The organism is Psychrobacter sp. SZ93C1, assembly GCF_015864635.1.
Lineage (GTDB): Bacteria > Pseudomonadota > Gammaproteobacteria > Pseudomonadales > Moraxellaceae > Psychrobacter > Psychrobacter fozii.
Window position 1 is genome coordinate 131,205 of the sequence record NZ_JADYWY010000008.1, and the last position, 24,153, is coordinate 155,357.

A 24,153-nucleotide genomic window follows, 5' to 3' on the forward strand; every position below is an offset into this window, starting at 1 on the left:
CGAGGGTGTTTTTTATTACATTATAAATTGAGCGATTTATTACACTATTAAATGATTTTCTTGTTCGGGAATAATCAGTTCTTGCTTTAAGGGAAGCTCGCGCACCAGTTCTTGCAAGGCACGGCGATAAACGCCTCGTTTAAAATGAATCACTTGTCCGAGTGGATACCAGTAACTGACCCATTGCCAATGGTCAAATTCTGGTTTTCCTTCATCAAAGCGAATATGTTGAGTGTTTGCCTCATCTAAGCGCAGCAAAAACCATTTTTGTTTTTGCCCAATACACAAAGGGTGTTGTCCATGTCGCACATAGCGTTTTGGCAAACGATAACGCAACCAATCTTGCGTCACTGCCAATAAGTCTACATGACGCGGATGTAGGCCGACCTCTTCCCAGAGCTCGCGATACATCGCATCCATCGGCGTCTCTCCGCGGTCGATACCGCCTTGCGGAAACTGCCAAGCGTTGTGACCAATACGTTTTGCCCACAGAACCTGCCCTTGTGTATTTGCCAAGATGATGCCGACATTGGCGCGAAAGCCGTCTGCATCTATCATGACTAAACCTTTTTAATTTATTTAAAATAGCTTATCTCAATCTAAAACCATGACGAAAATCATAATTATTATAAGGTGATTGTTGTCGATATTAGGTCAAAATAAGATTCATTACCGTTATTAAACCAAGAAACAAGCAAAATGTGTAACAGTATTTTGCTATAAAATGTTTCACGAGTTTAGCTGTTTAAAATCAAGTAGTTATAAATAGACTTTTGTAAGTTTATTTAAAGGATATTACGGCAGGGGTAAGTTTCAGTAATGACGGTAATATAAGTGTATTGGTATTAATTTACGACTCAAAAAATATCGTTATCAATAGACCATGCAGTAAAGCAGCTAGACTAGCTACAAATGACTAAGGTCATGGCAATAGCCAACGACAGTTAACGACAATGGGGATATAAAATCTTGCTTTGGCTTATGCTACACTAGCAACGTGATATAACTACCCATACAGTATTAAGGCAACGGGTATTATTAAAAATAAAAAGCAGAGAACCTGCTAATTGAAATCTAATAATTGAAATAAGGAAAAGGCAAAATGTCAGAGTCAAAAGCAAGTGTTACGTGGCAAGAAAACAAAGCATTTATGGGCGTGTCACCGTCAGGACATAATGTACAGATCGATGCCGATAAAGAAAAAGGCGCCAGTCCAATGGAGCTTATTCTATTAGGGCTTGGTGGTTGTGCTAGCTATGATGTGGTAGAGATTTTACAAAAATCACGCCAAGCAGTGACAGATGTACGTTGTGAGCTAACCGCACAACGTGCTGAAACCGTACCAGCGGTATATACCGATATTCATATGCATTTCGTGGTGACGGGTCAAGATGTCAAAGAAAAACAAGTCGAAAAAGCCATCCATTTATCAGCAGAAAAATACTGCTCAGCCAGCAGAATGTTGGTACAGGGCGGCGTGAACGTCACTCATGATTTTGAAGTTGTAGCAGGATAGAGGCGAATATATTAATGAATGCACTTTTGGAGTTGGTCTCTAATACCGCAGCATCTGCCATTTCGGCAATGGTGGTGGCAAGCTTACTACCATGGTTAGTATCAATCGTTGCAAAAGCATCTGGCGGTTTTAAGCTCAGAAATAACGCACATCCTCGAGATTTTTTTCAGCATGCGACAGGGGTTGCAGCACGTGCTAATGCGGCACAGCAAAACAGCTATGAGACGTTGCCTATATTTTTGGCGGCTGTCCTAACGGCGATGCTGTTCTTCGTTCCGCAGGCGATTATCAATGTATTGGCTTGGCTATATGTGCTGATTCGTATTGGCTTTTGTGTGGCTTATATCACCAATTTGTCAGCTTTTCGCTCGATACTTTGGGCGTTATCGATGGCTTGTTCTTTGATGCTATTTTATTTAGCGATTCGAGTAAGTGTATAATACTTGAGAACTGATTCTTATAGGGTCTAGGGTGTATCATCAATCAGCACATTAATACATTTAGTGGTCTTAAAATGGCTAAATTTTGCTAAACATCGTCAGTAATTTTGCCAATATGTTCATATTAACGGCAATTTCTTCCTTGTTTATCTATAATTTTTCTCATTTTAAGCCTCACAATCTAATTGATGACACGCCCTAGATCAACCAAATATGAGCAGGTGATTATTGTTGTATGCTAAATTGTAGCGCACTGATAATCACCGCTTTATTTTTCTCTCGTTTGATAGCATCCCATAAGACTCTTGCTTCGCTATAGCCTTTGATGAGCATCGCGAGCCATTGCTTATAGCGACCGACCAATATCACTTCAGTTTTAGCCCGACCTTCCAAAAATTTTATCTGATGGGTGACCATCGCTTCCCACGACAACGTTGCCGCACTTAGCATGGCATCATCTGAACCGCAATCCACACGAGCAACCAAATCTGGACGGGTAACCGCGCCGCGACCTAACATCAAATGTTTTGTACCTGCTTGCGTCATACAGTTCTTTGCATGTTCTGCGTTCCATATCTCACCATTGGCAATCACTGGAATATCAAGCGCGTTAAAACTTTGAATCTTGTCCCAATAGGCTGGTGGCTTATAGCCTTGGGTTTTGGTTCGTGCATGAATGGTCAGCCAATCAGTACCACTATCGTTAATCGCGCCACGAATATCATCCATTCTACTGGTATCGGTGTAGCCTAAACGTATCTTGGCCGATACTGGAATATCGGCAGGTACTGCTTGACGCACCGCGCTGATAATCTGATACATGGTTTCGGGTTCATCCAGTAATACTGAACCACCACGATGGCTGTTTACCGTTTTAGCAGGGCAACCAAAATTGATATCAATGGCAGGTGCACCAAGCTCAGCAGCATAAGCAGCATTGTCTGCCATAAGTTGCGCTTCGCTGCCTAAAAGTTGCAAATGAATCGGTGTGCCACAGGTAGTTTTGGCATCATGACGCAATTCTGGCACGTATTTGTAAAACACATGTGCTGGCAAAACGTGCTGAGTCACCCGAATAAACTCGCTCACCGACCAGTCATAGGGACGACCTAAATCTGCCGCAATTTGCGTGAGAATTTGTCGCATTAATGGATCGGTCAAGCCTTCCATTGGCGCAAGTAAGCGGACGGGGTTGGCAAATAACTGACGGATGGTGTTTTGACGTGCTTGAAGTTGCTGACTATTATTCATGCTTGTTGTTCACTACTAAAAGGTTGCTATAACGAAAGATAGAATGAAGCTCGAGATTGGCAGAGATGGAGGAAAATTAAGTCTTACCAAAAATCACTTTTTTACCTGTCTGCAATCCTGATATCAAGTCTTTAATATTATGAATGTCTAAGTTGGTCTGGGCACGCGTGCAAGCAACGTATAGTAAGCGCAACTCTTCAGGGCTTATTTTGACGGCATTAGTGGTGACATCATAATAAAAGTCATCGTCCAACTGTACTTTTCCCCATTCGAGCCCTTTGGCTTTGTGAGCAGTTGAGATGACATAGTCCGCATTTTCGATACTGGTCAAGCTATTGACCGCTTGACTCAATACGTTGGTACCATGATCGTCGACCAATTTCACCAGAGTTTTGAGATCGCTGCCTTCATTGGTTTCGGCGTATTCTTGCACATCGCCCCAATTATAAAAGTATGCCAGTTCAGGCACGCCATAAGCAGACTTGCCATTTTTTAAGTTTTCGGCGGCCTGACAGAATTTTAGCATGCGATCGGTATCGGCTTGCAGCGCCACTCTATGACCGAGTTTGAGTCCAGTCAATAATTGCGCCATCGCAGCGGCATTGGTGCGACATAGAATAGCGTCTTTTTTACTGTGCACCATGCCTTTGTCAGTAGAGGACTGTTTATTAGGATTACCCTTAAGCGGCACATCTTCTTGCAATGCCTTGAGCAGTGTATTGGCAACTTCTGCAATTGGCTCACCAAAGCGAAAAGACTGCGTCAATAAGGTTTGCGGCAGTGGCAGTTTTTTCATGGCATTGACCGCACCGCGCCACTCGTAAATCTGCTGATGCGCATCGCCCACATAGATTACCTGTCTCGGTTGCTGAGTCAAAATCCCCATCATCAATGGATCTGCATCTTGCGCTTCATCAAACAAAATAAAATCTGCTGGAATGCTTGGTTTTGATAATGCCCACAGCTTCAGATAAATATCATGCCCGATGCCAGCAGGATGACGTGCATCAATCGATTGTAGCCAACGATGCTCTACGGCAGGGTAGAGCATCTCACGCAATTGCTCTGCATCTGAGTCATCGAGCCAACTTGGAAACAATATATGTCTGGGTGCAGGGTAGCTGGCATGCGTACTACAAAAATTGCTCACGGCATCACTGACGAAGCGCGATAATCGAGCTGGCGTGAGCGTAATATATTTGTTTATACCATCCATTTGCCGACGTACTTGGACGGGTTGCAAGCCCAAATCATCGCCAAGCCGCTTGGGGGAGAATCTTGGCAAGGACAGTTTGGCTGTGATATCACGTGCGACATGACGATAGGCAAGCGAGTGAAAGGTGCGACATTCCACATGCGGTGGAAACTTTGAACGAGCATCATTGGCAATCGTTTTGTTAAAGGCTAAATATAAGCCGCGTCCACGCAGGCGCTCACCGATGAGCTTTAACGTCGTGGTTTTACCAGCACCCGCATAAGCCACCACTTTGAATGACTTGTGATCCATCGCCATATTGAGCGCATTTAATTGCTCGTCAGTGGGATCGCTCATATAAGCTGGCATAGATGCGGACATAACAAAGTTACCTAAAAGAGTAAAACATGGTCAAAAATGATGGGGGTAAAAAAAGCCACTGCATAGACAATGGCTGATTAGTGATAATATAGTCAAAAGATGTATCGACGATTACTTGAGGCTTAAGTAGCCATATTAACAGATTAGCACGTTGGCCTGTTTTGAATTAACTGGTAAGTTCATTCTTTGTGCGAGGCCGTCTTAGCAGCTAGAGCAGCGCTAGGCTCTTCTTTGATTAAGATTTTGGCTAAAAACAAACCAAGCTCAAACAATAACCACATCGGAATCGCTAGCATCAGCATCGATACGCCATCAGGCGGTGTGACAACTGCTGCCACGGCAAAACAACCGACAATGATATAGCGGCGCTTATCTTCTAGACTTTGAATGGAGACAATGCCAGTCAATATCAATAGCAAGGTGACGACTGGAATCTCAAAAGTTAAGCCAAATACCATAAACAGTTTGAGTGCAAAGCTTAGATAACTGTCGATGTCTGTCATCGGTAGGACGTTTTGCGGGGCAAACATGATAAAGAACTTTAGCACCCCTTTGAGTACGATGAAGTAGGCAAACGCTACGCCAGAATAAAATAAGAATATCGAAGATAATAGTACTGGAATCGCGATTTTCTTTTCTTTTTTATATAAACCTGGCGCTACAAACGACCAGATCTGATACAAAATATAAGGCATGGCAAAGAATGCAGCGACAAAGACAGTCAGGCGTATCGGCGCCATAAAATTGGAGGTGATGTCTGTCGCAATCATGGTTGAATTGGCTGGCAGTTGTGCAACTAGTGGGTCTGACAATAGGTTGTATAGCTCGCGTGAAAATCCGACTAGCGCCAAGAATATGACCAGTACAGCAACAGATATCTTGATTAAGTGTCTACGTAACTCAATCAAATGCTCTGTGATAGGCATATCAGCCACAGCGCTTAGCGCATCTGTAGACTCATTTTTATCCACTGCATCGGTCATTGCTTCTTTGTCTGAACTAGCGGCTTTTTCTTGGCGGCTTTTTTTGCGTTTGAATAATCCCATCAATCAGACTCCTGTTTATTGTCAGAAGTTTGCGTGCTTACAGGACTATTTAATAAAACATCGGCTTTATAATTCGGTAAGTAGGGGGGCATAGGCAGACGTCGAGCTTTGTCATAAGCACCAAGACGGAACCACATATTTTCCCAAGGTTTGGTTGTGATGTTTTGAATGACTTGAGGAATACCATCTTGGGGTGTCCTGCCTGTGGAAGAGCCGTGCAAACTATCGTCTGCTTCTAATGGCTGCTTAGTATCTGCTAGTGTCGTATTTTGCCCATAGGCGTAATCGAATTCTTTAGGCGTGACGGACTGCCTTTTTTGTTCACTACTATTTTGCTCACTATTATTTTCATCAGCTCTGCCATGTGCAGCCTTACCGACAGTATCATGCGCTGCATTGAATTGTTGGTTTTGAGCGTTTTCAAACTCTTTCATATTGCCACGCATTTCTGCTAGCTCGCGTTTCATATCCGACTCAGTCTGGCGAATTTTGGCCAGCTCTTTTTGCATTTGCTGCCGTGTTTCAGCCAAGTCTAATTCAGCCTCTATTTCAGACTGTAAAGTAGAAACCGTGCGGCGAATTTTGGCATACCATTGCCCAGCCGTCCGTGCTGCCTGAGGCAGTTTTTCTGGACCCAGAACAATCAAGGCGATTATGCCAAAGAGGAGTAATTCGGAAAACCCAATATCAAACATAATGGTTGAATGTCACTATCTAGGAACTACAGGCTGGCGAAGTGCTATAGGCATTATACGTTGTGCTTATCGTCAGTTGGGGCTGCGTTGATATCGCTATTATTGACGTTGTCAGTAGCTGAGCGCTCTGTGGTACGGGTATTGTTATCATGATCAAGGACGGCGTGCTTTTTAGCATGCTCTGTATTTTCGTCTTTGACCGCTTCTTTGAAGCCTTTAACTGCGCCGCCTAAATCTTTGCCAGCATTTCTCAGTTTAGAGGTGCCAAATACGACGACCACCACAACCAATAGTATCAGCCAATGCGTAATAGAAAAACTGCCCATAAAGCTATCCTCATGTCTTGGTTTTCAGTCTGTATATGAATAATTTATATTTATAGCTTTGCGTTTATCACATAGCAATATAGCAAACAAAAAGTATCGACATATAATGCGACGTTAAAAGAGCTATATTATAACCTGCAGTTGTGACAAAAGGGTGAAATCGCAAAATAATCAAACAGAGGAGCTGATTATTTTACGATTTCACAAGCTGTCTTCACTAGATTGATTTTACAATATCACAAATTATCTTGAAGCCTTTTCCTCAATGCCCGAGAGTCCAAAGCGACGACCTAACTCGTTTAACACAGCGTCCGATTCAATATCGAACCATGCCAGTCCAACCAACGTATGAAACCAGACATCAGCCACTTCATAAATGAGCTCATGACGTGCCTCATCATATTGCGCTTTGTCTAGGCTTTCGTCGCAACTGGCAAAGTCTTTGGCAGCGATGATGCTTTCGGTACTTTCTTCACCGACTTTTTCTAGTATTTTATTCAACCCTTTAGCGTATAGGCTTGCCACATAAGAGCTATCAGCATCTGCTTGCTTGCGTTCAGCCAATACATTATCAAGCTGCTGCAAAATAGATGCGCTTTCTGTTTGGCTCTTATTATTCGCGACTGTGCCAACTGCATCAGCTTCATTATCTTGATGAGGAGCACTCGTTGCATCTGTATGGTAGATATCAGCAGGATCTTTTAGTACTTTATCAACGGTTTCCCACTCAGGCGTTTGTCCAGATAAATCTAAACGCTGATAAAAACAAGACTCTCTACCAGTGTGGCAAGCGATACCGCCAGCTTGGGTGACGCTCAGTACAATCACATCTGCATCACAGTCCAAGCGAATATCGTGGACGGTTTGCGTATGACCTGACGACTCGCCTTTGTGCCATAATTTGGCACGTGAGCGCGAAAAATAAACGGCCGTCTGCGTTTGTGCAGTCAGTTGTAGCGCTTCCGCATTCATCCATGCCATCATCAAAATACGCCCAGACTTATGGTCTTGAGCAATCGCAGGAATCAAACCATCATCATTAAATTTTATGGCAGCCAGCCAAGCAGGTAAAGTCATAGTATATCTGTCATCTTGTAAGTATGAAGTAAGGAATGGTCAATGCATCAAGCGTGCTCACTCTCTTGATATGGTGAGCGAAGAAGCTGCTTAAGCAAAGACAGTATTTTAAGAAAAACAATATTAAAGATTAACTAAGTGTGGGTATAGCGCTTCTTTTAAAGTGTTATTGAGCGCAGTCACTTTATTTAGCCGGAAGTCGTAACTGAGAAAATGCAGTCGTGCTTTAGCCACTGTTTCACCCGTATGCATCCGAGTGGCTTTTATAACCATATTGCCGCCGTTATCATACAACGGCTCGACGCCTATCTCAAACAGGAGTTGGTCACGCAATCGTACACGACTATCAATGTTTAACTGTAACTCATCAATAATTAAGCCTTGATAGTCGGCATTGATCTCTTTAATACCTTTGGAGTGCAAGAATCGCGCGCGCGCTTCAGTCACCAATGCTGTCAATGATTCAAGTGTCAGATGCTGGCCTATATCTACCTCAGTATGACGTACACGCATGACTGTTTCAAAGACAAATAAATCGTTATCAAAGTCCAACTCTTTTCTTGGCACATTATTTCCTAGTTTGACGGCAGGTGATGAGTTCTGCTGAGCTTGATATAGATTGGTAACATCGTAACGATGCCGACCGTATGATATACGGCTAATAAGTGTGATAAGTAGTCTTGTATTATTAGCGCCTAAACTATACCAATACTCACTCTCTACTTAAGCACAGCTTAAGCTGACATTCAATCTATTTGCAGAGGATTTCCCTGTTTTATTGGTGTTTTTATGAGAAAGGCTAGCAGTCGGTTCATACTCGTTATCTACTATGATGGTTTACTGGGGCATGATTAAAACTTTCCTTGGCAAAACAGCGTGCTATCTGCTAAAATACGGCCTCCCACCTCAAGGCAAATAGAGGTTTAGTGGTTGTTTTTAAAGCCACTATTCGTTATGTACTATTTGACGACCAGGTTCTATCAAAGACAAAGAGGCAAATCATCATGAAAGTTAAGATGAAAACCAGAAGCGGTGCAGCTAAACGCTTCAAAAAAACAGCAAACGGCTTCAAGCGTAAGCAAGCAAACAAAAGCCATATCTTGACCAAGAAATCAGCTAAGCGTATTCGCCAGTTGCGCGGTCTTAAGATGGTGGACAAGTCTGACGAAGCAGCAGTTCGTCGTATGTGCCCATACATCTAATAGCCTATCGTCATATACATTTAATCAAGCGCTATTCAATTAATAGCCACTTAATTAAAAATATTTGACCTTGCAATCTGATAACGATGTCTACTATTCGATGACATCGTGATTCGTTTAATAATGATTAAAAATATCTTGGAGTAATTTATGGCCCGTGTAAAACGTGGTGTACAGGCGAATCGTCGTCACAAAAAAATCCTAAAACGCGCAAAAGGCTACTACGGTGCCCGTTCACGTGTTTATCGTGTAGCGGTACAAGCAGTGACCAAAGCTGGTCAATATGCTTATCGTGACCGTCGCAACAAAAAACGTACCTTCCGTCGTCTTTGGATTGCACGTATCAATGCTGGTGCACGCTTAAACGGTTTGAGCTATAGCCGCTTTATCAATGGCATGAAAAAAGCTAACATCGCAATCGATCGTCGCGTACTTGCTGACATCGCTATGCATGATGCAGCGACTTTCACTGCATTGGTTGAAAAAGCAAAAGCGGAACTAGCATAAATATTAGCCTATCTAAATGAATAGAACTAATATTGATTAATAGTACGATATTAATAAAAGCTACCGCTGGTCGGTGGCTTTTTTTATATTAAAATATTTTAGAGCTGACTCTATTTGCACTATCCGAATTCAGAAAAATTTCGTTTGATGTGCAATTAAATTTTTCGTTGTCTAAATATTCAAGCCATTCATATTATTAGCCTTTATTTTAAAATGAATGGGTAAATGGTTTGCAATATTTGGTCAAACCCCTACAATTACCAATCACTATTATTAATAGTCCGTTTAAATCAGGAATAATGCGTCTTATGACTACCCCTGCTGCTATCAACGATTTGTCGGCGCTACCGACCTTATCCTCAGAGCTCAGTGAGCTGAATGAAGCTCAACTGACTGAGTTTGCGAGTGCTGCTGAAGCATTGGTTTTACAGATTACTGATGCGCGTGAGTTGCAAGATTTGCGTGTGCAGTTGACAGGTAAAAAGAGCCCGTTAACTGGCTGGTCAAAGCAAATGGGTAAACTCAGTGCTGATGACAAAAAAACCTACGGTGGCTGGTTACATCAAGTCCGTAGCCGTATTCAGCAAGCATTGACTGATCAGCAACAACAGTTGGAAGTGGCCGCATTAAATGCCAAGCTTGAAGCAGAAAGTATCGATATTACGTTACCTGCTCGTGGTGGTCAAAAAGGTCATTTGCATCCAGTAACGATGATTACTCAGCGCATGCAGCAGTATTTTATTCAAGCAGGCTTCAATGTCGCGACTGGCCCTGAAGTTGAGAGTGATTACTATAATTTTGAAGCATTGAATATTCCGTCGCACCATCCAGCACGTGCGATGCATGATACATTCTATTTTGATGCGCATTACTTGCTGCGTACACATACCAGTCCTGTGCAAATTCGCACGATGGAAAAGAACGAACCACCCATTCGCATTATTTGCCCAGGTCGCGTCTATCGCAATGATTCAGATCAAACCCACTCGCCGATGTTTCATCAGTTAGAGGGGCTTATGGTTACTGAGTCGAGCACTTTTGCTGAGCTAAAGGGCTTGATTAGTGAGTTTTTAGAAGCATTTTTTGCCAAAGAACTGACCGTTCGTTTCCGCCCATCATTTTTCCCATTTACTGAGCCCTCTGCTGAAGTAGATATCTTAGATGACAATGGCAAATGGCTCGAGGTCATGGGCTGCGGTATGGTACATCCACAAGTACTAACCAACTGCGGCATTGATGCTGAAAAGTATACTGGCTTTGCATTTGGCATGGGTATCGAGCGCTTTGCGATGCTGTATTACGGTATTGACGATTTACGTCTGTTTTTCCAAAATGACGTGCGCTTCTTAAAGCAATTTGGCTAGAGTTTTCCTTATGCTTATATAGTCAGTTCAAGATAATTTAGATTCAAGGAAGGTGAGTGAAAGTGCTACAAATTGTAGACTGAGCGAGCCTGACGCTGTATCTAGTTTATATAGGATTTACTATAGCAAGTTAATTCGCCAAGCTTTACTCCAACACTTTATTATAAAATTCTGATCCGAGATATTTATGAAAATTAGCGAACAGTGGCTACGTCAATGGGTAAACCCCACGAATACCAGCGAACAGTTGGCCGAACAGTTAACCATGGCAGGGCTAGAGATTGATGATCGCTATGCGGTTGCTCGTGCTTTTAGTGGTGTGGTCATCGGTGAAGTCATCAGTGTTGAGCAACATCCAGACGCTGATAAACTGCGAGTCACGCAGGTAAATATCGGTGAAGCTGAGCTGCTACAAATTGTATGCGGCGCACCTAATGTCACCGTCGGTATGAAAGCACCGGTTGCCATCGTCGGGGCAGTACTCCCAAGCGATGATAAGAAAGGCTTTAAAATTAAAAACGGTAACCTACGCGGCGTGGCCTCTAACGGTATGCTTTGTGGTGCTTCCGAAATTGATTTAACAGATAGTATAGACGGTTTGCTTGAATTACCTGCAGATGCGCCGATTGGCACAGATATCCGTGAATATCTAGGCTTAGACAATCAGATATTGGATATCTCTATCACGCCAAACCGTGGTGATTGCTTTAGTGTACGTGGTATTGCACGCGAAATATCAGTCATCAACGACTTACCAATGCAAATGCCAACCATCGCTGAATACATCACCATTACTGAAAATGGTGCAACGCCAAGCGTTACAGTAAATGCAGTTGAAGCGTGTCCACGCTACTTATTACAATCGATTAGCAATATTGATCGTAGTATTGAGACACCAAAGTGGATGCAAGATGCCCTCGTTCAATCAGGACTACGCTCACACAACTTCTTGGTTGATGTGACCAACTATGTATTGATGGAGTTGGGTCAGCCGCTACATGCTTTTGATGCAGATAAGATTGAGGGCAATATCGTTGTTCGTTTGGCACAGCCTGCAGAAACCATTACTTTACTCAATGAGCAAACCATTACTTTAACGGGTGATGAGCTCGTGATTGCCGATGATAAAGGCGCATTGGCACTTGCTGGTATCATGGGTGGTCAGCGTAGTAGCGTTACTGATAGCACGACCAATATCGTTGTAGAAAGTGCTTTCTTTGGTCAGCTTGCTATCGCTGCTCGCGCACGCCGCTTTGGTCTACATACTGATGCGTCGCAACGTTTTGAGCGTGGAGTAGATTTTGAGTTACCAGAGCTCGCATTGGCACGCGCTTGTGATTTGATTATTAGCGTCACTGGCGGCCAAGCGGGCCCTATCGTAAAAGCTGAGAGTAGTGAGCATTTACCAGCACGTGCGCCAATTACTTTGCCAATCGCGAAAGTACGTGATGTTATTGGGATCGATATTGAGCCGCTAGAAATGGTACGTATCTTAACTCAGTTAGGGTTTGAGGTTGAGCAACAAGCAGATGCTTTAGTCTGTAAGCCACCGTCTTATCGCTTTGATATGAGTATCAAGGAAGATCTCATCGAAGAGATAGCCCGTATTTATGGCTATGACAATATCCCAAGCGTCCTGCCGCACTTGCAAGTCAGCATGGATTATGATGATACCGCAGACTTGACTCATGAGATGAAGCTGGCGTTGGTCGATACCGGTTATATGGAAGCGATCAGCTTTAGCTTTAGTGATGCAAAAATAGAATCGTTGCTCGATGACGAAGCACTGGGAGAAGTGTTGGCACTGGCCAATCCTATCTCTAGTGATTTAGCCGTTATGCGCCGTACCTTACTGTCAAGTCTATTGCCATGTGTGCAATATAACTTGAATCGTCAGCAACCACGTGTACGTTTTTTTGAAACAGGCCTTAGCTTTGTCGGCCAGAGTATCAGCGAATTAGTACAGACCCCAAGTATTGCTTTGGTCGCAGTCGGTAATGTGTGGGATGAGCAAGCCTATCAAAATCGTGCTTTAGATTTTTATGACCTCAAACATGATATCGAGCAGTTATTACCTGCGCAAATAGAGGGTGCTCGTATCCGTTATGAGCGCAGTGGACTAAACTTTTTGCATCCTGGTCAAAGCGCTAAATTATATATCGATGATCAGTACGTTGGTTGGCTTGGCCAGTTGCATCCTAATACCGCAAAACAGTTAGACCTACCAGCTACTTGGGTTGCGCAGTTGTCGCTTGCACCATTACTGACTGTCGCTCGTGAGCAGCATGCCATCAGCACACCTAGCAAGTTCCCACAAGTACGCCGCGATATTGCCATCCTAGTCGATAGCGACACTAGTTTGCAGACACTAGAAACCACAATTCGTGCTGCTGCAGGTGAGCTATTGAGGGATCTGTGGTTATTTGATGTTTATCAAGGTGATAAAGTACCAGAAGGTCAGCGCTCACTGGCATTTGCACTAGTATGGCAAGACAGCAGCCAGACTTTGTCTGATGACGTGATAAAAACGTCTACTGATAAGGTTGTGCAAGCGCTAACAGAACAGCATTCTGCGCAGTTACGCGATAGCTAGTATTTAATATAGACAGTAAGCAATGCTCTGTAGCTTTTCTACTTATAAGGCTACGGGGCATTGCTATTAATAGAAAGCCCTAAAATATGTTAAGTAGTTATTAATAAAGGACTTTCATGCGCTTTTTATTAAAAAAACGTCCAAAAACCTTTATAATAGCTAACATTAACCCTCATACCGCTAAACCATGATATTCGACATCACGACATAGCATAGGAGTTGTACTGTGAGCACCTTAACCAAATCTGACATGATCGAGCATTTGATGAGTCACCTTAACCTAACACGCCAAGAAGGTCGCTGTTTGGTTGAGCACTTTTTTGATGAGTTGTCAGAGAGTTTGATTGATGGCAAAGAGGTCAAGCTTTCAGGCTTTGGCAATTTCGAGCTTAAAGATAAAAACAGCCGACCAGGCCGTAATCCAAAAACAGGGGAGCCCGTTGCGGTATCAGCACGCCGTGTGGTTACCTTTAAAACAGGACAGAAATTTCGCCAACAGGTTGATGAGCGTCTATTTGATGCCTAATCTAGATGTTTGTATTGATGATGACGGCTTAAGTTTTGATATTTAGGTCGTCGATTGATACTCGTTATATAGTCTAGGTATGTAAGCTATAAGTTAAGCATGTTGATGTGCTTAAACTATATATGAGTAGCAATATCAGTGAACATTACAGTATTAGCTTGTTATACATCATAAATAACAGGCACAAAAAAAGAGAGCTAATGCTCTCTTTTTTTACTACAGTATATTCATCGTATAAACGATAAAATTACTGAGCTGGTTCTTCAACAACAACTTCGTCAGCAGCGTCAACAGCTGGAGTTTCGCTAGCTACATCCATGCTAGTAGTTGCTTCGCCGTCTACAGGAACTTCAGCGTCCATTTCGTCAGTAGCAGTTGCAGCTTGAGCATCAGCGATGTCAGCTTCAGCGCCAGCAACAGCAGCGTCAGCATCAGCAGTTACTTCGCCTTCAGCAGCCGCTTCGTCTAGTTCTGCAGAAGCGTCTTGCACTTCTTCTGATGCGTCAGATAAATCTTCAGCAGCGTTTTCTTTGCTGCTGTCACAGGCAGTTAGGCCCATAGTTGCAGTCATGATACCAGCTAGAGCAAGTAATTTAAGTTTCATAGTGTTTTCTCCGGAAAAATGAAATGATCAATAGCAGCAACATGGGTTGAAATCCGAGATTTCTCAGTATTCAACGACTTCCAGTTACAGCTACTCAGCTTGCACGCATTCTATATGTTTTCTATCTAAATGGAAATAGTCCGTACAATTAAGTAACAATAAAATTGTAAGTTTAATTTTACTTCGTATATTGATTATAATTCTTAACACCCTGTTGGATATTAAAAGAAATATAATCAATGGCATCAGATTGTTTTTAAAGAAGTTTTTTAAATATTAACTTCTAAATTTACTTGCAATAATTTACTGCTTTCACGATGATTAATCAGTAAATAAATGTAACGTTTGATGTAATGTGAGTAAATTAGAGAGGTGTTATCTATCGAAAGGCCTATTCAGGCTATTATTTTTAATATAATAGGCTAAAGCACCAAGATAAAAAGCAGTATTGGCCGTAATATTATATGAATAACTATCAATACGAGCAGCAGTACCTATCGTATGTTTGAGGAATAAAATTATGAAATGGCAAGGTCGACGTGGTAGTTCAAACGTACGCACCAGTAGTGGTGGCGGTGGAAAGATGGTCGGTGGTGGTATCGGTGGTATTATCATTGCTGGTATCTTATGGCTAGTATTTGGGGTAAATCCAATGACAGCTTTGCAGACAGGTCAAGCTGTTACTGGCGGTGGAAGTAGTGAAACCTCTACTGAAATTGCAACCAGTACGGATCGGGATACACAGTTTGTAAAAGTAGTACTGGCTGACACAGAAGAAGTGTGGCATCAAATATTCAATGAAGCAGGTAGTACCTATAAAGAGCCTTCATTGATTTTGTTCAATGGTCAAGTGAGCTCGGCATGTGGTAGCGCTAGCTCTGCGACAGGTCCGTTTTATTGCCCAGCAGATCAGACTGTTTATTTAGATAAATCATTTTTTGTAGAAATGAGTCAAAATCTTGGTATTACAGGTGATAAGCAAGGCTCTAGTGAGGAAGGTAACGAAGGCAAAGCGGGTGATTTTGCTCAAGCTTATGTCATTGCGCATGAGGTTGGTCACCATGTGCAGACGTTGCTAGGTATCAGTCAGCAAGTCAACGAGGCCCGTCAGCAAGTCACGCGCGCAGAAGCCAATAAGCTGTCAGTGCTACAAGAGTTGCAGGCAGATTGTTTCGCAGGTGTTTGGGCGCAGCGTAACCAAGAGCGCGTACAGTTTTTGGAAGCGGGCGATATCGATGAAGCCATCAATGCAGCCAGTCAAATCGGTGATGATCGTTTAGCGAAGGCCAGTGGCGGAGCAGTTGTACCTGATAACTTTACTCATGGTACCAGTCAGCAGCGTGTGCAATGGTTTACTCGTGGTTTAGATAGTGGTAGCGTACAGTCTTGTGATACGTTTAGCGGAGCGTTATAAGCATATCGTAGATCACGATAAGCGAATTTATTTTCAACTCATGAGTTAGACACAAAAAAGCCTGCAATTGATTGCAGGCTTTTTTGTGTCAGCTAAGATTCTATCAAGGTAATATTCAGCCTTGATAAGATCAATTAGCGAGTTTGGTCAAGAATATAAGCACCAGCACCACCTACAGCAGCACCACCAAGTGCGCCACGAGCGATATCTTTGCTGTCGCCGTTACTTTTAAGAACAGCACCTGCAGCAGCGCCAACAGCAGCACCTTTAGCAGTGTTGCTCAAGCCACTGCTATATCCGTTAGTTGCACAGCCGCCCATGATAAGAGCAGAGCTAGTAAGGGCAGTCATCGCAATAGTTTTAGCAAATTTCATAATATCACCTGTTAAGTTATCAAGTTGGTTGATCATAATCAAAACACGATATTTGCATTGTCCAAGTATTTTGGTACTGATATAAAGTATCAAGATACTTGGGCAATAGTCTTAAAATAACCTATTATGTTATCGCAAGACATATCATGGTCTGTATTAATAAAGACTGCATTAAATGTATCAAAAATTGATACTGCTGTCGATTTGTGTAGCAGAGTATGCCTATACTAACCCAACTAATAATTTTTGCGCGTAGTAAAAGCGCTATTCTTTGCAAATATCCTGTAAAGGATGTTTCTCCACTGTGTCCTTGATGGATATTTTTCAGGAAGTTATGGCACTTGCATAGACAGTAGGTCGGTAGGTAGTAGGTCGGTTGAGACTGCTGATTGCAGTCTTTAGTCTTATTAGTCTTAAAAACAAAAAAGACCGCTCGAAAGCAGTCTTTTTTATTTAAGCTAAATGTTTGCTTACTATGTTAAAGCAACTCGGAACTAGCATTAGTTCTGTGATTTACGCTTCATTTGCTCAAAGAATTCATCATTGGTCTTCGCTTCTTTTAGGCGATCCAATAAGAATTCAGTCGCTTGTACACCATCCATCGGTTGTAGCAATTTACGTAAAATCCAAACTTTGCGCAATTTATCTTCATCAAGCAGACGCTCTTCGCGACGAGTGCCAGATTTTTTGATATTAATCGCAGGGAAGACACGTTTTTCAGCCAAGTCGCGTTCAAGCGTAATCTCTTGGTTACCTGTACCTTTGAATTCTTCAAAGATAACGCTGTCCATTTTACTACCAGTATCGATAAGAGCACTGGCAATAATGGTCAAACTACCACCTTCTTCAACATTACGGGCAGCACCAAAGAAGCGTTTTGGACGTTCTAGCGCATTGGCATCCAGACCACCTGTCAACACTTTGCCTGACGATGGTATGACCGTGTTATACGCACGCGCTAGACGGGTAATAGAATCCAATAAGATAACCACATCTTGCTTGTGTTCGACCAAACGCTTGGCTTTTTCGATGACCATTTCAGCCACTTGAACATGGCGCTGTGGTGGCTCATCAAAAGTAGAGGCAACCACTTCGCCGCGTACCGTACGTACCATCTCAGTGACTTCTTCTGGGCGCTCATCGATCAATAGTACGATGAGATAACACTCAGGATTATTACGGGTAATTGACTGCGCGATAGTTTGTAGCAGCATCGTTTTACCAGCTTTTGGCGGTGCAACGATAATAGAGCGCTGACCTTTACCGATCGGTGCGATTAGGTCGATGATACGACCCGTCAAATCTTCGGTGGTACCATTACCCAGCTCGAGCTTTAATTGTTCAGTTGGGAATAGTGGGGTTAAGTTCTCAAAGATAAGCTTATGACGTGAGCGATCTGGCGTATCAAAGTTGATTTCGCCGACCTTTAGTAGCGCAAAATAACGCTCAGAATCTTTTGGTGGACGAATCGTACCAGCGATACTGTCACCCGTCTTTAGGCTAAAGCGGCGAATTTGGCTAGGGCTGACGTAGATATCATCAGGACCCGCTAAATAAGAGCCTTCTGATGAGCGTAAAAAGCCAAAACCATCAGGAAGAACCTCAAGAACGCCGTCACCATAAATGGCTTCACCGTTACGGGCATGGGTTTTGAGGATAGCAAAGATGATGTCTTGTTTACGGCTACGTGCCATATTATCAAGACCCATTTCTTTTGCGATAGCCAATAGCTCAGCGATTGATTTTTTCTTTAATTCAGTAAGATTCATAGATAGGTCATTAGCAAGTGATCAGATGAGAGATGCCATTAGCAGCACAAGTCACGACATTGATTAAAACAACGATAATATGGCGATAGAGGGTGCGTGCACAGAGCTAGGATTTATGTAGTTGGGTATTACGTGTCAGCTTATGTACGAATTGCAGTCGTTTGGTGCAAGGTAATAAGAAATAAATATAAAGAAGGCTACATAAGAGTCTGCGTCAAAAACTCAATATCAGTAATTGTGTTTAGTCATTTCGTTCAGCAATGGTGTTTATAACGACGATTGTGTTTTTGTTGATAAACACGAGGAGAATAGCGATAAGACACTTATGAAAACAATTAGTTTTCTGTTGTCAGCAGACTATACGGTCTTCACAATGGCATTGTCAATAAATTTTGCCAAAAAAGTCATATAATCGAGTCTTTTGCATAAAAAATAAGCAAAAAAGCCACTATCTTAGTCAGATAATGGCTTCTTCTATTACATTGCAGTTTTTGACATATGCTTGGCTAGCACAAGCTTATAGATGCTTGTCTAGTACTTTTGCCAATTCAGCTTTTGGCTGTAGACCCATGACTGAATCAACTTTTTCGCCACCTTTGAATACAAATAGGGTTGGGATGTTGCGAATACCGAAACGGCTAGCCGCTTGTGGGTTGCTATCAACATCTACCTTAACAATTTTGATTTTGCCTTGGTAGTCAGCAGCTAAATCTTCTAAAATAGGAGCGATGGCTTTACAAGGACCACACCAAGCGGCCCAAAAGTCTACCAATACTGGTACGTCTGACTCTAGTACGTCTTTATCAAAGTCGGCATCGGTGGTGTGGAAAATAAGATCTGACATAGTTTTCTCTCTTGTTTTATTATTTCTATCGTCATACATTACAGAATATCTTGGTTAGATAGTAGCGTGATGAGTGACCAAAGAATCGTTTAGAAGTGGTGAAAATGTGCCATTATATTAACATGTTTGCTCAAACTTGACAGATGCAGGCTGGTTAAATTGTTTAACAATTGCGATTAGCACAATAAATCGACACACAATCATATAGATTATATTTTGCTTGCCAGTTAATTCTGCCATTTGTATTTTTGATTGAATGATTGCCACTGTTTAACATGTCTGACGTATCTCCTTTATACTTGAAATCGCTATCAGTCTCACATTTCAGTCCATAAATAAGTCTGTTTTTTACCTTTACGCCCTAATATAAGTAGCCCATTTTTATGCTTTTTACTGATGAAGAAGTCAACGCTCTTAATGCTCAAGAAAATGCCCGTCCGCTTGAGTTTTTTCAAGCATTTGCACGAGATATTACTGTCTATGAAGACGATGATATTTGGATAGTGGATAAACCCGTAGGGCTATTAAGTGTTAATGGTAAAACGCTGAATGTGAGCTTGCTGGCAAGGCTTGAGCGCGTTAATCCAGCAGTTAAGTTGATTCATCGTCTGGATATGGACACCTCAGGCTTGCTCATTTTTGCAAAAAATGCGGCAGCACAGACCCATATCAGTAAGCAGTTTATTGAACGTTTGCCACAGAAAAAGTATCAAGCCCGTGTCTTTGGACAGTGGGAAAGTGTTGGCGCAACTGGCAAGATATCAGTGCCAGTACGCTACGAGCCTGCGACCAAACCACGCCACATCGTCGACCACGATTGGTCAAAGCATGCGTTAACTATGTATGAAATATTGGCTCATGAAGAGTGTAATGGTCATGCAGTGACACGAGTGATGCTAAAGCCGGTTACCGGTCGTAGCCATCAACTACGTGTCCATATGGTGCATGTTGATCACGTGATGATTGGCGACCCTATTTATGCTGAAGGGACTGCGTTAGAGATTGCTCCAAGGCTCAATCTGCATGCACAACACTTACGTCTAAAGCATCCCGTATTGGGTGCATGGATGGACTGGGAAAGCCCAAGCCCTTTTTAACCAAGTTTTTTAGATAAATCATGCAAAAACAAGGACGGTATTATGCTTGATATCATAGCAGCAAAGCAGGCGGCAAAGCGGGCAGTGAAGAGACGCTTTCAATCTAAAAAGGCGCGCTTAGACACGCCAGTAGATTATGAAGTGCTTATCATCGGCGCAGGAATTGCTGGTATAGGTATGGCTTGTCGATTGCAGCAGCAAAAACACAAAGGGCTGTTTGGTCATAAAAGCCCAAATCAATGTAAACGTCAAACATCAAAACAGCAGCAGAAAAGCTCGCAGCGGTTTGCGATTTTAGAAAAACGTGCAGATTTGGGTGGTACATGGGATTTATTTACTTACCCCGGCATTCGCTCCGACTCTGATGCATTGACGTTTGGCTACAGTTTTAGGCCGTGGTTGAACCACAGGATTTTGGCAAAAGGTGGGGACATTAAGCGTTATATTGCTGATACGGCGCAGGAGTTTGGTATCACTGAGCATATTCGTTATCAGCATGAGGTACAGCAGCTTTCTTGGTCAAGTAGCAGCCAACGATGGACAGCCATGGTAAAAAACCACGTTAGCGGTGAAGTGTTTACTCTAACAGCCAAGTTCGTCGTCGGTGCCACTGGTTATTACGATTATGAGCAAGGTTATAAGCCTCATTTTGATCAAGAAGAAACGTTTGAAGGCCGTATAGTCCATCCGCAGCATTGGCATAATGTGGACTATCAAGATAAAAAGGTAGTCATCATCGGGAGCGGTGCGACGGCGATGACGTTGCTGCCAGCGTTAGTAGATGAGGAAGCTGAGCAATGCGCACAACACGTCACTATGCTGCAGCGTTCACCCACTTATGTGGCGAGCGTGCCAGGCGATGATTATGCACTGGATTGGCTGTCGGGCAAGTTTTCACCTTTATCAAAAGAGCAGGCCTATACGGTATTACGTACCCGCAATGTCTTAATACAACAAGGTACTTACCGAGCGGCTATAGTTGCCCCTAAATTTATGAAAGCGCTATTAAAGCGCGGCGTCAAAACAGAACTAAAAGGCAGCGATGTCGATGTGACGCATTTTGTACCCGATTATAATCCTTGGGACCAACGGATATGTGCCGTACCAGACAGTGATTTATTCAAAGCGTTACAAGGTAAACGCGCAGCAGTAGTGACTGACCAAATAAGCCATTTTACGAAGACAGGTATTATGCTCAACTCTGGCAAACATCTCGATGCAGATGTCATCGTGACAGCGACAGGGCTAAAGATACAAATGCTGGGTGGTGCAAAAGTATATATCGATGGAGAGGCAGTAGATATCGGTACACGCATGACTTATAAAGCAGTCATGGTTGAAAGTGTGCCCAATATGGCAGTGCTGTTCGGCTACACCAACGCCTCATGGACACTAAAGATTGATTTGGCTTGTCAGTATGTGATGCGACTGCTTGGATATATGAATAAGCATGGCTATCAAGCAGTATTAGCAACAGCGCAGAGTGAGCATGGCACCGCCCACACCCAATCAGAGACTGTGATGGGCGCGTTATCCTCAGGATATGTCAATCGCGCTCAACACGAGCTACCCAAGCAAGGAGATATCTATCCTTGGCGGGTCACAAATAATTATCTCAGCGACCGAATAGTGCTCAAACACCGTAAAATAAAGGACGTTTGGCTACGATTCAGTCGTGAGCTTTGATGAGTAATAGTTCTTTAATGCGTACTGATAAAATCCGCGACTTGTTTGCTTAGCATCTGCCACAGCGTTTCTTGTGCGCTTTTACTGCCCCAAGCGTTGTGCGGGCTAAAGATGACACGTGGATGGTTCTTTAAGCTCAATAGCGGGTCATTATTAGCAATAGGTTCTTGTTCAAACACATCACTGGCATAACCAATGATTTGCTCGTTATTAATCGCATCGGTCAGTGCTTGGCTATCGACGATACCACCACGAGCGACATTGACGATGAGCGGCTGTTTGGTCATTTTTGCTAAAGTATCTGCATTAATAAGGTGCTGAGTTTGCGCATTTAATGGGCAATGCAAGCTTAGAACATCGGACTGAGCAAGTACGTCCTCAAATGCTGTGTAGTCATCATTACGTGGCGCACGTCCTTGCTGTTCTGCCCACAATACATTCATACCAAAGGCACGCGCGATTTCGGTGACGCGTTTACCGATAGTGCCAACCCCAATAATACCTAGCGTTTTATCTTCCAAATCTATCAGCGGAATATCAAGCAGGCAAAAATCACCTTTCGCTTGCCACGTCCCATCAGAGACTTTTTGATGATAGTGAATGCCTGCGCGCATTGCATTTAGCATGAGCATAAATGTGTGTTCGGGTACGCTTTTGACCGCATAACCAGCAACATTAAAAAGTGCAACACTGTGCTTTTCACAGGCTTCTTGGTCAACGTTATTCATACCAGTGGCAGTCAGTTGAATGAGCTTGAGCTTGGGCAGCTTGCTTATTACTTCAGCGTTAATCTGAACTTTATTGGTAATGATAATATCGGCGTCTTTACAGCGCTCTAAAATAACGGAAGTATCTTTTGGGGCATCGTTATAAGTGACGTAGTCGCTGATGCCTGTTGGGGCAGGTAAGTCGATACCCTCAGAAAAAGTACCTTTGTCTAAAAAAACCGCTTGCATGGTTACTCCTTATCGAATGGTTATTTTAAAGTTAGTTTTAATGATTATCGAGATAATGTAGCATGTTGCCTTGGACAATCAAAAGCGGTTGATTAAAAACATGTTATTAAAGCGAGGATCAGAAGCAGTAATCAAAAATAATGCGTGGAAAATTGAAGCTGACCTACTGAGTGACTATGAGTCAAAACTGCGAGGTATCAGTTATAAATGAGCTGTCTGGTGCTTAACGTTTTTAACATGAGAGATAAAACGATAAAAAACCCTTACGCCATAATTGATGTAAGGGTTTTTTATAAGGGTTTCGCCGTGGCTGTTTTTTATAAATAATATGCTATAGCGAAAAACGCTTGCGCAATTTGCCAATAAAACTACGCACGCGATTGCTTAAATCAATACGAATATCATTTTCAGGGTCGTGCTCTACTTCGTGACGTTTGACCAACTCAGGGCTGGCTTTGAGATTGCTATGATGGCGGAACGCGCGGTTGACGCTAATCTCTAGTAGGCTGGCACGCATCGGTTTTGGTAAGCAGCGATATACCTGACCTTTGTTAATAAGATCAATCAATAAACTGGCATCTTGAAATTGTGTTTGTACTAACACCACTAGGTGCGGTGCATCTTGCTTTAAGGTGAAGATAATAGGAGCGATATTCTCACCGGCAACATTAATATCTGTGATACAAACACCGATATCATAGTTCGCAAGATAATCGTAGGCAGTTTCTAAACTGGTTGCATGTAGTACTTTGTAGCTGTTTGAAAACTGCTTGCGAATTTGCTCAATCAACTCGTCGTTCTCATCTATGACCAACAGTGTTTGCTTATTATCTGAGCTGTCGATTTGATCTGCATTTTCATCAGGGTTGTACGTCAAAGCAATTTCGGTGGCGCGGCCAACAACTGATTGAAGCTCTTCAGATTTACACGGTTTGGTCAAATAACGATAAATTTCACCGTCGTTAATAGAGCCAATAATAGCGTTCAGATCGGCATACCCAGTAAGCAGAATACGCATGGTCGATGGTGACACTTCTTTGACTTCTCGTAATATGTCAACACCAACACGCTCAGGCATACGTTGGTCGCTGACGGCCACGTGCACGTGGTTATTTTTGATGTAATCAATATATTCGTTGGGGTCAGTGGTGATAAAAACATCATGACTTTTGCGAAAGAGCAGTTTCATTGAGCGTAAAATACGTTTTTCATCATCGATAAACGCAATTTTTGGTTTAGGTTCAGTACTTAGAGCAGACGGCTGTATATTGTCTTCAATCTCATTCATAT

Annotated in this window: 24 protein-coding genes; 10 read left to right on the forward strand and 14 right to left on the reverse strand. The window is 42.7% G+C overall.

The features are described 5' to 3' along the window. Window positions 1-39: 39 nt before the first annotated feature. Window positions 40-558, reverse strand: coding sequence for an RNA pyrophosphohydrolase (locus I6E83_RS11285; RefSeq protein ID WP_110923585.1), 519 nt, complete (start codon window positions 556-558; stop codon window positions 40-42). 544 nt (window positions 559-1,102) lie between these two features. Here I6E83_RS11285 and I6E83_RS11290 point away from each other — a divergent pair. Next, window positions 1,103-1,516 carry an OsmC family protein gene (locus tag I6E83_RS11290; RefSeq protein ID WP_197102013.1) on the forward strand — a complete coding sequence of 138 codons (414 nt, stop codon included), beginning with the start codon at window positions 1,103-1,105 and terminating at the stop codon, window positions 1,514-1,516. A 14-nt stretch (window positions 1,517-1,530) separates the two neighbouring features. Beyond that, entirely contained in the window at window positions 1,531-1,956 is a 426-nt protein-coding gene (locus I6E83_RS11295) for an MAPEG family protein (RefSeq protein WP_197102016.1), read from the forward strand. Between the two features lie 225 nt (window positions 1,957-2,181). Here I6E83_RS11295 and I6E83_RS11300 read toward each other — a convergent pair whose 3' ends face one another. From I6E83_RS11300 to I6E83_RS11330, 7 genes are all read right to left on the reverse strand, one after another. Continuing rightward, entirely contained in the window at window positions 2,182-3,207 is a 1,026-nt protein-coding gene (locus I6E83_RS11300) for a tRNA dihydrouridine synthase (protein ID WP_197102018.1), read from the reverse strand. 76 nt (window positions 3,208-3,283) lie between these two features. Further along, on the reverse strand, window positions 3,284-4,783 hold the full coding sequence (locus I6E83_RS11305; RefSeq protein WP_197102020.1) for a UvrD-helicase domain-containing protein: 1,500 nt from the start codon (window positions 4,781-4,783) through the stop codon (window positions 3,284-3,286). A gap of 179 nt (window positions 4,784-4,962) precedes the next feature. Continuing rightward, window positions 4,963-5,829 carry a twin-arginine translocase subunit TatC gene (gene tatC, locus I6E83_RS11310; RefSeq protein WP_197102022.1) on the reverse strand — a complete coding sequence of 289 codons (867 nt, stop codon included), beginning with the start codon at window positions 5,827-5,829 and terminating at the stop codon, window positions 4,963-4,965. Next, window positions 5,829-6,524, reverse strand: a complete 696-nt coding sequence (gene tatB / locus I6E83_RS11315; protein ID WP_197102023.1) for a Sec-independent protein translocase protein TatB — start codon at window positions 6,522-6,524, stop codon at window positions 5,829-5,831. Before tatB ends, tatC begins: the two co-directional genes overlap by 1 nt. Window positions 6,525-6,577: 53 nt before the next feature. Then, complete coding sequence (gene tatA / locus I6E83_RS11320) at window positions 6,578-6,850, reverse strand: Sec-independent protein translocase subunit TatA (protein WP_197102025.1); 273 nt, start codon at window positions 6,848-6,850, stop codon at window positions 6,578-6,580. A 243-nt stretch (window positions 6,851-7,093) separates the two neighbouring features. Then, window positions 7,094-7,927, reverse strand: a complete 834-nt coding sequence (gene hisIE / locus I6E83_RS11325; RefSeq protein ID WP_197102028.1) for a bifunctional phosphoribosyl-AMP cyclohydrolase/phosphoribosyl-ATP diphosphatase HisIE — start codon at window positions 7,925-7,927, stop codon at window positions 7,094-7,096. A 123-nt stretch (window positions 7,928-8,050) separates the two neighbouring features. Continuing rightward, window positions 8,051-8,494, reverse strand: a complete 444-nt coding sequence (locus tag I6E83_RS11330; protein ID WP_197102030.1) for a thioesterase — start codon at window positions 8,492-8,494, stop codon at window positions 8,051-8,053. A 437-nt stretch (window positions 8,495-8,931) separates the two neighbouring features. On the opposite strand from I6E83_RS11330, the gene rpmI reads away from it, so the two are divergent. From rpmI to I6E83_RS11355, 5 genes are all read left to right on the forward strand, one after another. Then, window positions 8,932-9,129 (forward strand): 50S ribosomal protein L35, encoded by a 198-nt coding sequence (gene rpmI / locus I6E83_RS11335; RefSeq protein ID WP_010197866.1) that lies wholly within the window; start codon window positions 8,932-8,934, stop codon window positions 9,127-9,129. A 150-nt stretch (window positions 9,130-9,279) separates the two neighbouring features. After that, a complete protein-coding gene (gene rplT / locus I6E83_RS11340; RefSeq protein WP_011281252.1) occupies window positions 9,280-9,636 on the forward strand; it encodes a 50S ribosomal protein L20 in 357 nt (118 codons plus the stop codon). Between the two features lie 308 nt (window positions 9,637-9,944). After that, window positions 9,945-11,000 (forward strand): phenylalanine--tRNA ligase subunit alpha, encoded by a 1,056-nt coding sequence (gene pheS, locus I6E83_RS11345; protein WP_110923575.1) that lies wholly within the window; start codon window positions 9,945-9,947, stop codon window positions 10,998-11,000. Between the two features lie 187 nt (window positions 11,001-11,187). After that, on the forward strand, window positions 11,188-13,593 hold the full coding sequence (pheT, locus tag I6E83_RS11350) for a phenylalanine--tRNA ligase subunit beta (RefSeq protein WP_197102032.1): 2,406 nt from the start codon (window positions 11,188-11,190) through the stop codon (window positions 13,591-13,593). A gap of 226 nt (window positions 13,594-13,819) precedes the next feature. Continuing rightward, window positions 13,820-14,119: an integration host factor subunit alpha gene (locus I6E83_RS11355; protein WP_197102034.1), complete on the forward strand. Its 300-nt coding sequence runs from the start codon at window positions 13,820-13,822 to the stop codon at window positions 14,117-14,119. 247 nt (window positions 14,120-14,366) lie between these two features. On the opposite strand, the gene I6E83_RS11360 is transcribed toward I6E83_RS11355, so the two are convergent. After that, window positions 14,367-14,723, reverse strand: coding sequence for a hypothetical protein (locus I6E83_RS11360; protein WP_110923572.1), 357 nt, complete (start codon window positions 14,721-14,723; stop codon window positions 14,367-14,369). Window positions 14,724-15,243: 520 nt separating this feature from the next. On the opposite strand from I6E83_RS11360, the gene I6E83_RS11365 reads away from it, so the two are divergent. Continuing rightward, window positions 15,244-16,137, forward strand: coding sequence for a neutral zinc metallopeptidase (locus I6E83_RS11365; RefSeq protein ID WP_197102036.1), 894 nt, complete (start codon window positions 15,244-15,246; stop codon window positions 16,135-16,137). Between the two features lie 134 nt (window positions 16,138-16,271). On the opposite strand, the gene I6E83_RS11370 is transcribed toward I6E83_RS11365, so the two are convergent. From I6E83_RS11370 to trxA, 3 genes are all read right to left on the reverse strand, one after another. Beyond that, window positions 16,272-16,511 (reverse strand): hypothetical protein, encoded by a 240-nt coding sequence (locus I6E83_RS11370; RefSeq protein ID WP_110923570.1) that lies wholly within the window; start codon window positions 16,509-16,511, stop codon window positions 16,272-16,274. A gap of 500 nt (window positions 16,512-17,011) precedes the next feature. After that, entirely contained in the window at window positions 17,012-18,280 is a 1,269-nt protein-coding gene (gene rho, locus I6E83_RS11375) for a transcription termination factor Rho (protein WP_025651526.1), read from the reverse strand. 517 nt (window positions 18,281-18,797) lie between these two features. Beyond that, the gene (trxA, locus tag I6E83_RS11380; RefSeq protein ID WP_194197946.1) at window positions 18,798-19,124 is read right to left on the reverse strand and encodes a thioredoxin; all 327 of its coding nucleotides are present in this window, start codon (window positions 19,122-19,124) and stop codon (window positions 18,798-18,800) included. Window positions 19,125-19,507: 383 nt separating this feature from the next. Here trxA and I6E83_RS11385 point away from each other — a divergent pair, with 383 nt between their 5' ends. Further along, window positions 19,508-20,221 (forward strand): RluA family pseudouridine synthase, encoded by a 714-nt coding sequence (locus I6E83_RS11385; RefSeq protein ID WP_197102038.1) that lies wholly within the window; start codon window positions 19,508-19,510, stop codon window positions 20,219-20,221. A gap of 42 nt (window positions 20,222-20,263) precedes the next feature. Then, entirely contained in the window at window positions 20,264-21,907 is a 1,644-nt protein-coding gene (locus I6E83_RS11390; protein WP_197102040.1) for a flavin-containing monooxygenase, read from the forward strand. 14 nt (window positions 21,908-21,921) lie between these two features. Here the strand turns inward: I6E83_RS11390 and I6E83_RS11395 are convergent, their stop codons facing one another. Together I6E83_RS11395 and I6E83_RS11400 are read right to left on the reverse strand one after the other, a co-directional pair. Further along, entirely contained in the window at window positions 21,922-22,863 is a 942-nt protein-coding gene (locus I6E83_RS11395; protein ID WP_197102042.1) for a D-2-hydroxyacid dehydrogenase, read from the reverse strand. A gap of 331 nt (window positions 22,864-23,194) precedes the next feature. Next, window positions 23,195-24,151: a response regulator gene (locus I6E83_RS11400; RefSeq protein ID WP_197102043.1), complete on the reverse strand. Its 957-nt coding sequence runs from the start codon at window positions 24,149-24,151 to the stop codon at window positions 23,195-23,197. Between the last annotated feature and the right edge of the window lie 2 nt (window positions 24,152-24,153).